The organism is Microbacterium nanhaiense (genome assembly GCF_014646015.1).
Classification (GTDB): domain Bacteria; phylum Actinomycetota; class Actinomycetes; order Actinomycetales; family Microbacteriaceae; genus Microbacterium; species Microbacterium nanhaiense.
In genome coordinates this window covers 70036-84293 of the sequence record NZ_BMMQ01000009.1, presented here as the reverse complement: position 1 = coordinate 84293, position 14258 = coordinate 70036, and the positions used below count along the sequence as shown (strand labels likewise).

11 protein-coding genes are annotated in these 14258 nt (G+C 72.0%); 8 read left to right on the top strand and 3 right to left on the bottom strand.

Annotated elements, in window-relative coordinates:
- The first annotated feature begins 28 nt into the window (after window positions 1-28).
- Window positions 29-2161 (top strand): ATP-dependent Clp protease ATP-binding subunit, encoded by a 2133-nt coding sequence (locus tag IEX05_RS13155; protein WP_188702592.1) that lies wholly within the window; start codon window positions 29-31, stop codon window positions 2159-2161.
- An 87-nt stretch (window positions 2162-2248) separates the two neighbouring features.
- Here IEX05_RS13155 and IEX05_RS13150 read toward each other — a convergent pair whose 3' ends face one another.
- Entirely contained in the window at window positions 2249-2704 is a 456-nt protein-coding gene (locus IEX05_RS13150; protein WP_188702680.1) for a hypothetical protein, read from the bottom strand.
- Between the two features lie 111 nt (window positions 2705-2815).
- Between IEX05_RS13150 and IEX05_RS13145 the strand changes: the two genes are divergently transcribed.
- From IEX05_RS13145 to IEX05_RS13115, 7 genes are all read left to right on the top strand, one after another.
- Complete coding sequence (locus IEX05_RS13145) at window positions 2816-4270, top strand: sensor histidine kinase (RefSeq protein WP_188702589.1); 1455 nt, start codon at window positions 2816-2818, stop codon at window positions 4268-4270.
- On the top strand, window positions 4245-4910 hold the full coding sequence (locus tag IEX05_RS13140; protein WP_188702588.1) for a response regulator transcription factor: 666 nt from the start codon (window positions 4245-4247) through the stop codon (window positions 4908-4910). Before IEX05_RS13145 ends, IEX05_RS13140 begins: the two co-directional genes overlap by 26 nt.
- A gap of 88 nt (window positions 4911-4998) precedes the next feature.
- The gene (locus tag IEX05_RS13135; protein WP_188702586.1) at window positions 4999-6186 is read left to right on the top strand and encodes a glycosyltransferase family protein; all 1188 of its coding nucleotides are present in this window, start codon (window positions 4999-5001) and stop codon (window positions 6184-6186) included.
- On the top strand, window positions 6176-7360 hold the full coding sequence (locus IEX05_RS13130; protein WP_188702584.1) for a glycosyltransferase: 1185 nt from the start codon (window positions 6176-6178) through the stop codon (window positions 7358-7360). The genes IEX05_RS13135 and IEX05_RS13130 overlap by 11 nt, the downstream gene beginning before the upstream one ends.
- Complete coding sequence (locus IEX05_RS13125) at window positions 7360-8511, top strand: glycosyltransferase family 4 protein (protein WP_229661320.1); 1152 nt, start codon at window positions 7360-7362, stop codon at window positions 8509-8511. The genes IEX05_RS13130 and IEX05_RS13125 overlap by 1 nt, the downstream gene beginning before the upstream one ends.
- Window positions 8508-10229: an ABC transporter ATP-binding protein gene (locus tag IEX05_RS13120; RefSeq protein WP_188702580.1), complete on the top strand. Its 1722-nt coding sequence runs from the start codon at window positions 8508-8510 to the stop codon at window positions 10227-10229. The genes IEX05_RS13125 and IEX05_RS13120 overlap by 4 nt, the downstream gene beginning before the upstream one ends.
- On the top strand, window positions 10222-12171 hold the full coding sequence (locus IEX05_RS13115; protein ID WP_188702577.1) for a phosphotransferase: 1950 nt from the start codon (window positions 10222-10224) through the stop codon (window positions 12169-12171). Before IEX05_RS13120 ends, IEX05_RS13115 begins: the two co-directional genes overlap by 8 nt.
- Here the strand turns inward: IEX05_RS13115 and IEX05_RS13110 are convergent.
- Both IEX05_RS13110 and IEX05_RS13105 read right to left on the bottom strand, forming a co-directional pair.
- The gene (locus tag IEX05_RS13110; RefSeq protein WP_188702575.1) at window positions 12086-13174 is read right to left on the bottom strand and encodes an ABC transporter permease; all 1089 of its coding nucleotides are present in this window, start codon (window positions 13172-13174) and stop codon (window positions 12086-12088) included. The two genes, IEX05_RS13115 and IEX05_RS13110, sit on opposite strands and share 86 nt — an antisense overlap.
- Complete coding sequence (locus tag IEX05_RS13105; RefSeq protein ID WP_188702574.1) at window positions 13171-14055, bottom strand: ABC transporter ATP-binding protein; 885 nt, start codon at window positions 14053-14055, stop codon at window positions 13171-13173. Before IEX05_RS13105 ends, IEX05_RS13110 begins: the two co-directional genes overlap by 4 nt.
- Window positions 14056-14258 lie beyond the last annotated feature (203 nt).

The window sequence follows — 14258 nt, the reverse complement described above, 5'->3', positions numbered from 1 at the left end:
CAGGATTCGATCACCCAGGAGGTAAAACATGGCGGCACAACAAGAAGAGCAGAAGAGCGCACTCGAGCAGTTCGGCATCAACCTCACCGAGCGCGCCCGCAGCGGCAAGCTCGACCCGGTGATCGGACGCGACAGCGAGATCCGCCGCGTGAGCCAGGTGCTGACGCGCCGCACCAAGAACAACCCCGTGCTCATCGGTGAGCCCGGCGTCGGCAAGACGGCCGTCGTCGAGGGCCTCGCCCAGCGCATCGTCGCGGGCGACGTCGCGGAGTCGCTGAAGGGCAAGGAGCTGATCGCCCTCGACATCTCGGCGCTCGTCGCGGGCGCAATGTACCGCGGTCAGTTCGAGGAACGCCTGAAGAGCGTCCTGCAGGAGATCACCGAGTCGGAGGGTCGCGTCGTGACCTTCATCGACGAGCTGCACGTGCTCATGGGCGCGGGCGGCGGGGAGGGATCCGTCGCGGCCGCGAACATGCTCAAGCCGATGCTCGCCCGCGGCGAGCTGCGGCTCATCGGCGCGACGACGCTCAACGAGTACCGCGAGTTCATCGAGAAGGACGCGGCCCTCGAGCGCCGCTTCCAGCAGGTGTACGTGGGCGAGCCGTCGGTGGAGGACACCATTGCGATCCTGCGCGGTCTCAAGCAGCGCTACGAGGCGCACCACAAGGTCTCGATCGCCGACGGCGCGCTCGTCGCGGCGGCGTCGCTCTCGCACCGCTACATCCCCAGCCGCCAGCTGCCGGACAAGGCCATCGACCTGATCGACGAGGCGGCGAGCCGGCTGCGCATGGAGATCGACTCCGCCCCGCTCGAGATCGACGAGCTGCGCCGCCACGTCGACCGCCTGAAGCTCGAAGAGCTCGCGCTCAAGAAGGAGAAGGACCCGGCCTCGAAGGAGCGCCTCGCCACCCTCCGCGACACCATGGCCGAGCAGCAGAAGCAGCTCGACGAGATGCAGGCCCGCTGGGAGGCCGAGCGCGCCTCGCTCAACCGCGTCGGCGAGCTGAAGACCCGCCTCGACGAGGCGCGGATCCAGGCCGAGCGCGCCCAGCGCGAGGGTCAGCTGGAGAAGGCATCGCGCCTGCTATACGGCGAGATTCCCGCCCTCGAGCGCGAGCTCACCGAGGCGGATGCCGCCGAGCAGCAGGGCGAGCGGATGGTCGGCGACCAGGTGACCGACGAGGACATCGCGGGCGTCATCGCGGCGTGGACAGGCATCCCCGTTGGGCGCCTGCTGCAGGGCGAGAGCGAGAAGCTCCTGCACCTCGAGGCCGAGCTCGGCAAGAGGCTCATCGGTCAGCGCGAGGCAGTGGCCGCCGTCTCCGACGCCGTGCGACGCTCGCGCGCCGGGCTGTCGGATCCGAACCGGCCGACCGGATCCTTCATGTTCCTCGGCCCCACCGGCGTCGGCAAGACCGAACTCGCGAAGGCTCTCGCGGAGTTCCTCTTCGACGACGAGCAGGCGATGATCCGCATCGACATGTCCGAGTACGGCGAGAAGCACTCCGTCTCGCGCCTCGTCGGCGCCCCTCCCGGGTACGTCGGCTACGACCAGGGCGGTCAGCTCACCGAGGCCGTGCGTCGCCGCCCCTACTCGGTGGTGCTGCTCGACGAGGTCGAGAAGGCGCACCCCGAGGTGTTCGACGTGCTGCTGCAGGTGATGGACGACGGGCGCCTGACCGACGGTCAGGGCCGCACGGTCGACTTCAAGAACGTCATCCTGATCCTCACGAGCAACATCGGATCGCCGATCCTCATCGACCCGATGATCCCGCTCGAGACCAAGCGCGAGCAGGTGCTCGAGCTCGTGCAGCGCTCGTTCAAGCCCGAGTTCGTGAACCGCCTCGACGACATCGTGGTGTTCACGGCCCTCGGCGAGGACGAGCTCGCGCAGATCGTCGAGCTGCAGATCGACCTGCTGCAGCGTCGCCTGGCGGATCGCCGGCTCACGCTCGCCGTCACCCCGGACGCCCGGACGTGGCTCGCGGAGCGCGGCTACGACCCCGCGTTCGGCGCGCGCCCGTTGCGCCGGCTCATCCAGAAGCAGGTGCAGGATCAGCTGGCGAAGGGCATCCTCGCGGGCCGGATCCACGACGGCGACATGGTGCGGGTCGACGTGGCCGCGTCGGGCGACGGCCTCGCGGTGACGGATCCGTCCTAACCCCACGCATCTCCGGCGCCTCCTCCGCCGACCGCGGAGGAGGTGCCGGAGAGAAGCGGATCCGCGCGGCGCGATCGGCGGCGACGATCAGTCGTCGTCGTCCCCGTCGTCTCCGTCATCGTCGTCCCAGTCGTCGTCTCCGTCGTCGTCCCAGTCATCGTCATCGTCGACCTCGACGGGCGGTGCCGGGGGCACATACTTGGGCTCGGGAGCGGGTGCCGGCGCGGGAGCCGGTGCCGGATCCGGTGCGGGTTCCGGTGCGGGGGCCTGCGACGCGGGCGCCGGCGCGGGGGTCGGCTTCTTGTCCGGGGTGGGGGAGGCGCTGGGGGAGGCGCTCGGCGACGGGGTGGCCGTTGGGCCCGCCGGAGCGGTGGGGGACGGTGTGGGCGTCACGGTGTATTCGCCGGTGATCGCGCCGCCGTCGAGCACGTGCCCGCCCGTGGTCTGCGGCGCGAGCGCCGAGGCCGCGAGCGCGCCACCGCCGACGATCGCGGCGAGCGCCAGGCCGCCCACGAAGGTGAGGATGACAGCTTTCCGGGTCATGACTCCATGGTGCGGGTTCGGCATAAACTGCGCATCACCGCTCGATGAGAAGGCTCTTATGGAGGCCGAATCGCCCGGATTCCGCCGACGCGGGGAGCAATACTGAGAGGCGTGAACGACTCGAGGCCTCCGAAGCGACGCATGCCCGTGGTATCGGTGCGCGTGCGCCTCGTCGTCGTCATCACGCTTGTCGCCGCGCTCGGTCTCGCGGCCGTCGCCGCGGCCGTCTTCGTCGTCGAGCGGGCGACGATCATGCATCAGGTCGAGGACCGGCTGCGGGCGAACCTCGAGTCCGCGCGCTTCATCGTCGAGGGCGACGAAGCCAACCCCCTCGGCTGGGGATCCTCGCGCGAGGCGCTCGAGGACATCGTGCGGCGCATGAGCCCCGACGACAACACGGGCGTGCTCGGCGTCGTCGACGACAACATCGCCTACCTTCCCGGCGTGCCCCTCGACGTCGACCTGCGCGAGGCGCCCGGCTTCGTGCCCTTCGCCGTCGAGGCGGCGGCGGGCGGCGATCCCGTGCTCGGCACCTACGCCGATGAGGGCGTCAACTGGCGCTTCCTCGCCGCGCCCGTGGAGCTTCCGAACGCCCCGGACGCCTCCGACGTGCTGTTCATCATGGCGTACGACGTGCACGCGGAGCTGTCCGAGCTGGTCGAGCCGGGCCGGATCTTCGTCATCTCGTCGATCGTCGTCATCGTCGTGATCGCGGGCGTGGCGACGATCGTCGCCGGGCGCCTGCTCCGCCCGTTGCGCCGCATGCGCGAGACGGCCGAGCGGGTATCGGCGCAGTCGCTCGGGGAGCGCCTCCCGATCGAGGGACGCGACGATGTCTCCGAGCTCGCCGCCACGATGAATGCCATGCTCGACCGCCTCGACGGGGCCCTCGACTCGCAGCGCCAGCTGCTGAGCGACGTCGGGCACGAGCTCAAGACCCCGCTGACCATCGTCCGCGGCCACGTGGAGCTGCTGGATCCCGAAGAGCCGAGCGATGTGCGCGAGACGCAGGCGCTCGTCGTCGACGAACTCGACCGCATGAGCAGGCTCGTGCAGGACCTGTCCTCGACGGCGTCGCTGCACGGGCCGACGCCCGTTCAGCCCGTGCCGACCGACGCCGCCGACCTCATCGCCCAGGTCACGCGCAAGGCTTCCGGAATCGACGGCGCGGACGTCGCCGCCGGTCCGATCGCCGAGGTGGTCGCCCCGCTCGACGCGGCCAGGATCACGCAGGCGCTGCTGCAGCTCTCTCAGAACGCTGTCACCCACGGCGGCGGCCGATTCGTGATCGGCAGCCACACCGACGCCGGCCAGCTGCACCTGTGGGTGCGCGATTACGGACCGGGCGTCGCCGACGCCGACAAGCAGAGCGTCTTCGAACGCTTCACGCGCGGGGCGGCGGAGAAGCCGGGCAGCGGGCTCGGCCTCAACATCGTTCAGGTCATCGCCCGCGCCCACGGCGGATCCGCGAGCGTCACGGACGCGCCGGGCGGCGGATCGATCTTCCAGATCTCCGTACCCCTCAACGAAAGGCCCGCCGGTGGCATCGATCCTCATCGCCGATGACGAGAAGCGCATCGCCGCCTTCATCGAGAAGGGCCTGCGCGCGGCGGGCTACGCCACTCACGTCGCCCACGACGGCGCCTCTGCGCTCGCGCTCGCCCAGACCGACGAGTTCGACCTGCTCGTGCTCGACGTGAACATGCCGGGGAAGACCGGCTTCGAAGTGCTGGAGGAGCTGCGCGGATCCGGATCCCGCATGCCGATCATCATGCTCACGGCGCGAACCGAGGTCGGCGACACCGTCGCCGGGCTCGAGGGCGGCGCCGACGACTACCTCGGCAAGCCCTTCCGTTTCGACGAGCTGCTCGCGCGGATCCGGCTGCGCATGCGCCGCGACGCGGACACCGCGGCCCCCGCGAACGAGCTCCGTCATCGTGATCTCACGCTCGACGTGCGCACGCGGCAGGCCCGCGTCGACGACCAGCCGCCGATCGACCTCTCGGCGCGGGAGTACGCGCTCGCCGAGGAACTCGTGCGCCACGCCGGTCAGGTGCTCAGCCGCGAACAACTCCTGAGCCGCGTGTGGGGCTACGACTTCGACCCCGGCTCGAACATCGCCGACGTCTACATCGGCTACCTGCGGCAGAAGCTCGGGGCGCACCGCATCGAGACCGTGCGCGGCGCCGGATACCGCCTGGTGTGACCCGCCGGGAGCCGCGCCAGCGGTTCTCTAAGAGGCCCCTCATGGACGGGTCATAGGCGTCTCATCGCCGACTGTCATCGTGGGTGACATGACACACACGACGGACCCCGAAAGGCACCTCCGCGTCGCGCTCTACTCGCACGACGCGCAGGGTCTCGGCCACATTCGGCGCAACCTGGCGATCGCTCACGCGCTGCGCGGATCCGGCGGCGCGGTCGACCTGCTGCTCCTCACGAGCGCCCCCGACGCGGCGCACGCGGGGCGACCCGTCGGATGCGACATCGTGTCGATTCCCGCGCTCTCGAAGGACGACCGAGGGCGCTACCGCTCGCGCCACCTCTCGGTCGGCTCCGAGCACATCATCGCGATGCGCCAGGCCGTGCTGCACGCCGCGCTCGCGTCGTTCGCCCCCGACGTGCTCATCGTCGACAAGCACGCGCGCGGTTTCCGCGGCGAGCTCGAACCCGCCCTCGACGCCGTGCGCCACGCCGGTGGGCGCATCGTTCTCGGACTGCGCGACGTGCTCGACGACGCCGCGACCGCCGTGCCGGAGTGGAAAGAGGCGCGCACCGCGCGGGCGCTGAAGAACTGGTACGACGAGGTGTGGGTCTACGGCGACCCCCTCGTGCACGACCCCCTCACCGATCTGAAGGTCCCGGGCCGGGTGAACGTGCGGTACACGGGCTACCTCGCGCACGGCCGCCCCGCCGCGCGCGCCGTCACCACGACGGGCGGACCCCCCTACGTGCTCGCGATGGTGGGCGCGGGGGGCGATGGCGCCGGGCTCGCGCGGGCCTTCGCCCGCGCCGCAATGCCGGACGGGCACCGCGGCGTGATCGTCGCCGGCCCGCACATGCCCGAGCACGACGTCGAGGAGGTGCGCCGCATCGCCGCGGAGCGCGGCGACATCCGCGTCGTGCGCTCGGCCCCCGACGCCGCCGCGCTCATCGCCGGGGCGGCCGCTCTCGTCGGCATGGGCGGCTACAACACGGTGTGCGAGGCGCTCGCCGCGGCGACGCCGATGCTCGTCGTGCCGCGGATCGCTCCCCGCCGCGAGCAGCTCGTCCGGGCGCGTGCGCTCGAGCGCCTCGGCGCGGTCGACGTGCTCGACCCGCGCGAGCTCTCGCCCGCCGCCATCACCGCGTGGGCGGCGCAGACCGTGCACCGCACCCCGCACGCGATGCCCGAGCTCGACCTCAGCGGCCTCGCCCGCATCCCCGACTTCCTCGCTGACCTCGTCGGCGCACACCGACAGGAGAGCCGCCATGTCGCATGACCGCATCGGATACGTCGTGAAGATGTACCCGCGTTTCAGCGAGACCTTCGTCGTCTCGGAGATCATCGCCCGCGAGCGCCGCGGGGCCGACATCAGGATCTTTTCCCTGCGGCCCACGAGCGACACGCGGTTCCACGACACGCTCGCGCAGGTGCAGGCACCCGTCGAGCAGATCCCGCGCGTGGCGAAGGCGTCCGAGCTCTGGGCTCTCCTCCGGCGCGCACACCCCGAGCTGCCGCTCCTCGCCGCGCACCTCGGCGAGCTGCTCGAGGCGGAGCACGACGAGGCGGGGCAGGCGATCGAGCTGGCGCTGGCGATCCGCCGCACCGGCGTGACGCGCCTGCACGCGCACTTCGCGAGCCTCGCGACGACCGTCGCGCGCCTCGCCTCGTTGCTGACGGGCGTGCCGTACTCGTTCACGGCCCACGCCAAGGATCTGTTCCACGAGAGCGTGGATCCGCGCGACGTCGACCGCAAGATCGCGGGCGCCTCGCACGTGGTCACGGTGAGCGACTTCAACGTGCGCCACCTGATCCGCTCGTACCCGGCCGCCTCGGTCACGCCCCTGCGCCGCGTGTACAACGGCATCGACCTCGACCGCTTCGCCTACGTGCCGGGGCGAACGGGCGAGCCCGTGATCCTCGCCGTCGGGCGCCTCGTCGAGAAGAAGGGCTTCGCCGACCTCATCCGCGCCGTCGCGGAGCTCCGCGCCGCGGGCCGTCCCGTGCAGTGCCGCATCGTGGGCGGCGGCGAGCTCGAGAACGAGCTGCGCGCGCTCATCACCTCGCTCGGTGTGGGGGAGCTCGTGACCCTCACGGGGCCGCTTCCGCAGGCGGAGGTGCGCGACGAGCTCGAGCGGGCGCACGTGTTCGTCGCCCCGTGCGTCGTCGGATCCGATGGCAACGCCGACGGTCTTCCGACGGTCCTGCTCGAGGCGATGGCGATCGGAACGCCCTGCGTCTCCACGGACGTGACCGGCATCACCGAGGCGGTGCGAGCGGGCGAGACCGGACTGGTCGTCCCGCAGCACGCGCCGCACGAACTGGCCGGCGCGATCCTGCGCCTCATCGACGACCCCGGCTACGCCGCGGCGCTCGCGGCGTCGGCCCGCGCGCTCATCGCGGACGAGTTCGACGTGCGTCGCCAGTCGGCGCTTCTCGAGGAGGTGGCGTGATGCGCGTCGCATACGTCTGCGGTGATCCCGGCATTCCCGTCTTCGGGACGAAGGGCGCGTCGGTGCACGTCCAGGAGGTGATCCGGGCCCTGCTCCAGGCCGGACACGAGGTGGAGCTGTTCTGCCGCCGCACCGGCGGCGACGCGAGCGGCGATCTCGCGACGCCGCGCCTGCGGGTGCACGTGCTTCCCGTGCCCCGCGCGGAATCGGCGCGGGCCCGGGAACGGGCGCTCATGCAGCTCGAGCCGGAGACGGCGCTCGCGCTGGAAGCGACGCACGCGGCCGCGCCCTTCGACCTGGTCTACGAGCGGTACGCGCTCTTCGCGACGGCCGGCACGGGCTTCGCTCGCGAGGCGGGGCTGCCCTCGGTGCTCGAGGTCAACGCCCCGCTGCCGCGGGAACAGGCTGAGCACCGCGAGCTGGTGCACGCCGATGCCGCCGACGCCGTCGCCCGGCGGGTGATCTCGGACGCGTCGGTGGTCGTGTGCGTCTCGCACCCCGTCGCATCGTGGGCCCTCGAGCAGGCGCCGAACGCGCGCGTCGTGGTGGAGCCCAACGGCGTCAACGCCGACCGCTTCGCGTGGGAGGCGCGCGACGGGGACGGCCCCTTCACGGTCGGATTCGTGGGCACGCTGAAGCCCTGGCACGGCACCGAGACGCTGATCGACGCGTTCGCGCAGCTCGCGGGGGCGCGGCTCGACGCGCGCCTCGTCATCATCGGCGATGGCCCGCAGCGCGAGGCGCTCGAGGCCCGCGCCGCCGAGCGCGGCATCGCCGGCCGCACCCTCTTCACCGGCGCGATCGCCCCGTCCGAGGTGCCTCGGTGGTTGCGCATGATCGACGTCGCGGCCGCTCCCTACCCCGCAACGGGCGACCCGTACTTTTCCCCGCTCAAGGTCCTCGAGTACCTGGCGGCGGGAGCGGTCGTGGTCGCCTCCCGCGTCGGCCAGCTGCCGGAGCTCATCGACCACGGCCGGACCGGGGTGCTCGTCGCGCCCTCCGACACCGACGCGCTCGCGTCGGCGCTGTTCCTGCTGGCCGAGGATCCGGCGCTGCGGCGCGAGCTCGCGGAGGCCGGCCGCGACGAGATCGAGCGCACGCGCACCTGGCGTCACGTCGTCGATCGCACGCTCGAGCGGGTGCCGTCATGAGCGGCAAGGAGCGGGATCACCGCCGCGGACGCCGCCTCCTCCGCTTTCTGCGCCCGTACCTGAAGCCCGAGCGCCGCCTCATCGCGGGCGGCTTCGTCGCGATGTTCGCGGAGGTCGCGTTCCGTTTGTTCGAGCCGTGGCCGCTGAAGTTCGTGATCGATGCGGTCATCGCGCCCGGCGCCGCGGAGCGCACCGGGATCCTGGGGCTGCTGGCCCTCTGCGCGCTCGGCGTGGTGGCGGCGGCGGGGCTGCGCGCGCTCTCCTCGTACCTGATGACGGTGTGCTTCTCGCTCGCGGGCACGCGGGCGATGAACGCCGTGCGGAGCGATGTGTTCTCGCATACCCTGCGCCTGCCGCTGCGCTTCCACACGGGGACCCGCTCGGGCGATCTCATCAACCGGCTCGTGTCCGACATCGGCAAGCTGCGCGATGTCGCCGTCACCGCCGCAATGCCCCTCATCGGAAACGTCGTCACGCTCCTCGGCATGCTCGCCGTGATGTTCGTGATCGACTGGCGCCTGGGCCTCATCGTCGCCGCGGCCCTGCCGGTCTTCGTGCTGCACTCCCGGCGCGCGTCGCGGCGGATCACCTCGGCGGCCCGCGTGCAGCGCACCCGCGAGGGCGAGCTCGCCGGATCCGCCGGTGAATCCTTCGGGGCGATCAAGGTCGTGCATGCCTACTCCCTCGAGGACCAGCTCGAGCAGGGCTTCCAGAAATCGAACGATCGCGAGCTGTCGGAGGGCGTGCGCGCGACGCGGCTCTCGGCGGGTCTCGAGCGCTGGACCGACGTGCTCGTCGGCGTCGCCACCGCGGCGGTTCTGCTCGTCGGCGGCTGGGGCGTGCTCGAGGGGCGCCTCACGCCCGGAGACCTCGTCGTGTTCGTGCAGTACCTGAAGGGCGCGTTCAAGCCGATGCGCGATCTCGCGAAGTACACGGGCCGCATCGCCAAGGCCGCGGCGTCGGGGGAGCGCATCATCGACCTCGTGGGCACGCGCAACGAGCTCGACGACCTGCCCGGCGCCCACCGCATGCAGCGCATCGACGGCGCCGTGTCGTTCCGCGGTGTCAGCGCCTCCTACGGAGACGGCACCAGGGCTCTCGACGGCATCGACCTCGAGATCGCCCCGGGGGAGCGCGTCGCGCTCGTCGGCCACTCCGGATCCGGCAAGTCGACGCTCGCGTCGCTGCTGCTGCGCCTGCAGGACCCCGTGGCCGGTTCGGTCATGATCGACGGTCGTGACCTGCGCGCCTATACGCTCGCCTCGCTGCGCGAGAACGTCGCGATCGTGCTGCAGGAATCGGTGCTGTTCACCGGCACGATTCGCGAGAACATCCGCATGGGTCGCCCCGACGCGAGCGACGCCGAGGTCGAGGAGGCCGCGCGCGCCGCGAACGTCGCCGAGTTCGCCGAGACGATGCCCGAGGGGCTCGACACCCCCGTCGGCGAGCGGGGCGAGACCCTCTCGGGCGGGCAGCGCCAGCGCATCGCCATCGCGCGCGGAATGTTGCGCGACGCGCGCATCGTGATCCTCGACGAGGCCATGGCGGGCCTCGACGGCGCGAGCGCCGAGAAGGTGCGGGTCGCGGTCGAGCGGCTCTGCGCGGGGCGCACGACGATCGTCGTCACGCACACCCCCGAAGAGGCCGAGAGCTGCGATCGCGTGATCACGCTGCGCCGCGGCCGCATCGTCGACGAGAAGGACACCGCCCATGCATGATGCCGAACTGCCGGGGCTACCGGCCGTCCTCGCCCTGCGGCCGAGCTATCTGCGGTACAAGCCGGGCACCTCACTCATCGCGACGGTTCGGGTGGCGGGTGCGCCCGCCCAGGCCGTCGTCTACCCCGTCGGCGTGCACGACAAGCTCGGCCGCCTCGTGCGGGCGGCGCGCGCCGCGGGCGATCTCATCCGGGCCGAGGAGGAGCTCGGCATCGCGATCGTCGCGGCCGCCGCCGATCGGGCGTTGCCGGGGATCCGCGCCGCCCTCGCCCGGCACCCGCACGCCGAGACGCTCGCGTACAAGCCGGCGCGCCGCTGGGTCGCCCGGTGCGACGAGTGCGGCGTGATCATCAAGGCGCACGCCCCCGACCGCGCCGGGGCCGCGCTCGCGGGTCACCGCGCGCTCGCGCCGCTCGTGCCGACGGCCGAACTCGTGCGGGCGGGCGACGACGGCGTCCTCGAGACCCGGATCGTGCCGGGGGCCGTGGCCTCCGGATCCGCCGACGCCCGCGCCGCGGGCCGGATCCTCGCCGGCGTGCACGCGGCGCCAGTTCCGGCGGAGGAGCGGCGGGTCGACGCGCCCGCCCCGGGCGCGCTCGCCGCGGTGCTCCCGGCGCTCGCGGAGCGCGAGGCGCGGCTCGCCGAGGGGATCCGGGAGGCGCTCGCGGCGGGCACGCGGACCGCGCCCGTGCACGGCGACTTCTCCGCCGATCAGGTGCTCACGGGGCCCGCGGGGACCTTCGTCATCGACCTTGACCGCGCGGGCGTCGGCGACCCGCACGCCGACCTCGGATCCTGGGCCGCCGACGAGATCGCGCGCGGGATCCCGCGGGCGCTCGCGGGCGCCGCGCTCCGCGAGGGCTACGTCGCCGCGGGCGGCAGCATCACCGAGGCCGCACTGCTGGCGCACACCGCGGCGGGCGTGCTGCGGCGCGCCGCCGAGCCCTTCCGCCGCCAGGACGAGGGCTGGCAGTCGGAGTGCGAACGGATGCTCGGCGAGGCGGAGGCTCTCCTCGCGCTCGCACGGGTCCGGGGCGACGAGGCGCTCCCGGGTGCGGCGGCGGCCACGCCGGACGCCACCGTGATTGCCCACCGCGCCGGGCGCCGCGCCGTGCTGCGCAGCGGGGACCGCTTCGTCAAGCTCGCGCGCGCCTCGCGCTTCGCCGGCATCGCCGACCGGGCAGAACGCGTGACCGGGCTCGCCACGCTCCGCGCGCCGCGGATCCTCCGGCGGGACGACGCCCGCGCGACCCTGAGCCTCGAGAGCGTCGGAGAGCGGACCCTGCTCGAGGCGGGACGGGACCTCGGCGGCGACGACTTCCGCGCGGCGTGGCGGACGGTCGGCGCTGGGCTCGCCGAGCTCGCGGAGCTCGACCCGTCGGGCCTGCCGACGCACGGCGTCGACGAGGAGCTCGCCGCGATCCGCCGCGCCCTCGCCGGAGGCGGGCTGCACGCGCCCGACGAGTATGCGCTGGTCGAACGGGGCCTGCGGAGCGGATCCGGCCCGCGCGGCGTGCTGCACCGCGACCTGCACGATAAGCAGCTGCTGCTGCCGGCGAGCGGCATCGCCCCGATCAGGCTCATCGACGTCGATACCCTCGGGGTCGGCGAGCGCGCCCTCGACGTCGCGAACCTCCTGGTGCACCTGGAGCTGCGCGAGGTGCAGGGGATGCTGCCGGAGGGCCGCGCGCGCCTCGGCGCGGCGGCGCTGCGCGAGGGCTTCGGCGGGGGCGCCGTCTGGGACCGCGTGCCGGCGTACGCCGCCGCCGCCCGCCTGCGCCTCGCGGGCGTCTACGCGGCCCGGCGCGGCGGAGACCACGCTTCCCGCGAAATGCTCCGCCGCGTTCCGGCCCCGGTTACTTCCGCAGCGCCTCGCGCCACTTCACCTTCGAGCCCATCCGCAGCAGCGAGTTCTCGTAGATCTTCGCGGCGAGACCGATGACGGCGGCGAAGGCGAGGAACGAGATCGCGATCGAGACGATCGGCTCCCACCAGCTGGCCTCGTTGAAGAAGAGGCGGATCGGCATCGACACCGGCGACGAGAACGGCACGTACGACATGATCGTCATCACGAGCGGGTTGTCGTTGAAGAAGATCACGAGGAAGTACGGGATCATCACGATGTACATGATCGGTGCGATCGACTGGCTGATGTCCTCCTGGCGCGAGACCATCGCGCCCGTCGCGGCGAAGAGCGTCGCGATCAGCAGGAAGCCCGTCACGAAGAACAGGGCGAACCAGAGCAGCGGAGTCCCGAGCCCCGCGAGGATCGTGGTCTGATCGGTGAGGACGAGCGACACGGCGACCGCGGCGACGATCAGGACGATCTGGGCCAGGGCGAGGAGCGTGTTGCCGAGCACCTTGCCGGCCAGCAGCGCGCGCGCCGGGATCGACGTGATGAGGATCTCGATCACGCGCGTCTGCTTCTCCTCGACGACGCTCGTCGCGACCGGCATGCCGAACGACATCGCCGACATCATGAACACGATGCCGAACGCGATCGCGAGGATGTAGCGGATCGGCGACCAGCCACCGTCCGGGTTCAGCAGCTCGACCGCGGGCGGCTGCGACAGCGCCTCGACGAGCCCGCTCGGGGCTTCGGTGAGGGCGACGATCGCCGTCCCGGTGGGGGAGTCGGCGCTCGAGATCACGGCGGCGTCGACCTCCTCCGATTCGACGAGTGCGCGGGCGTCCGACGCGGAGGAGACCTCGGTGATCTCGACCCCGGGCAGGCTCCCGAGCGTCGCGGCGATCTCGGCGGGTGCGGCGACCGTCGTCGACTCCTCGCGATTCGCGAAGAAGTTCATGGCGACGATGCCGACGATGATGCCGATCAGGAGGATCAGCGTGGAGATGATGAAGGCCTTGCTGCGCACGCGGGTGGTGACCTCGCGCTCCGCGACGAGGTACGTGGCCTGGGGCAGGGACAGGGGCTGCGCGTTCATCGGACGACCTCCTTGAAGATCTGGGCGAGCGAGGGGTGCTGCGGGGCGAAGGTGGTGACGGATCCTTCCGCGACGGCGCGCCGGAGAACGCGCTGCGCGGTCTCCTCGCCGTCGACGTCGAAGACGGCGTGGCCGGTGTCGAACTCGACCACCTCCACGCCGGGCTCGTCGCGGATCCAGCCGGCGTCTCCCGAGGAGACGAGTTCGTATCGGTTGCTCGAGTGCTCGCGGCGGAGCGCCTCGCGCTCGCCCGCGGCGCGGACAGTGCCGCCCGCGATGATGACGAGGTCGTCGCAGAGCCGCTCGACGACGTCGAGCTGGTGCGAGGAGAACAGCACCGCGGCGCCGCGCTGCGCGCGCTCCTGCAGCACGCCGACGACCGTTTCGACGGCCAGCGGATCCAGGCCGCTGAAGGGCTCGTCGAGGATCAGCACGTCGGGGTCGTGCACGATCGCGGCGGCGATCTGGGCGCGCTGCTGGTTGCCGAGCGAGAGCGATTCGATGCCGTCGTTCAGGCGCTCCTCGAGGCCCAGCTGGGTGAGGATCTCGGTCGCCTTCGCCGTCGCCTCGCGCTTGTCGAAGCCGTGCAGCCGGGCGAGGTACGCGATCTGCTCGAGCACCTTCATCTTGGGGTAGAGGCCGCGCTCCTCCGGCATGTATCCGAAGCCGCGGCGGCGGTCGGCGGTGAGCTCGGTGCCGTCGAGGCGCACGGATCCGGACTCTCGCGAGAGCAGGCCGAGCGCGATGCGCATCGTCGTCGTCTTGCCGGCGCCGTTGCCGCCGACGAAACCGGTCAGCCGGCCCCGGCCGACGGTGAACGACACGTCGTCGAGCACGGTGCGCTCGCCGTATCGTTTCGTGATTCCGATGATCTCGAGCATGTCGGATCCTTTCTGTCGCTGTGTGTCTCCGACGCTACGGAAGGCCGAGGCGGCGCGCTTCCGCCCGGTGGGGGAGATCGTGCTCTCCCCCTCGCGGGGGAGGCGTCGGCGACGCACAGGAAAATTAGATTCACGGGAATACAGCTGCCGCTATCGTGGTTTCAGCTTCACGGAGCACTCGCGCCCGACCCCTGAAGACTCTC

Coding starts and splice junctions, on each gene's coding strand:
- IEX05_RS13155 (WP_188702592.1), top strand. CDS start 29: ATGGCGGCACAACAAGAAGAGCAGAAGAGCGCACTCGAGCAGTTCGGC.
- IEX05_RS13150 (WP_188702680.1), bottom strand. CDS start 2,704: ATGACCCGGAAAGCTGTCATCCTCACCTTCGTGGGCGGCCTGGCGCTC.
- IEX05_RS13135 (WP_188702586.1), top strand. CDS start 4,999: ATGACACACACGACGGACCCCGAAAGGCACCTCCGCGTCGCGCTCTAC.
- IEX05_RS13130 (WP_188702584.1), top strand. CDS start 6,176: ATGTCGCATGACCGCATCGGATACGTCGTGAAGATGTACCCGCGTTTC.
- IEX05_RS13125 (WP_229661320.1), top strand. CDS start 7,360: ATGCGCGTCGCATACGTCTGCGGTGATCCCGGCATTCCCGTCTTCGGG.
- IEX05_RS13120 (WP_188702580.1), top strand. CDS start 8,508: ATGAGCGGCAAGGAGCGGGATCACCGCCGCGGACGCCGCCTCCTCCGC.
- IEX05_RS13115 (WP_188702577.1), top strand. CDS start 10,222: ATGCATGATGCCGAACTGCCGGGGCTACCGGCCGTCCTCGCCCTGCGG.
- IEX05_RS13110 (WP_188702575.1), bottom strand. CDS start 13,174: ATGAACGCGCAGCCCCTGTCCCTGCCCCAGGCCACGTACCTCGTCGCG.
- IEX05_RS13105 (WP_188702574.1), bottom strand. CDS start 14,055: ATGCTCGAGATCATCGGAATCACGAAACGATACGGCGAGCGCACCGTG.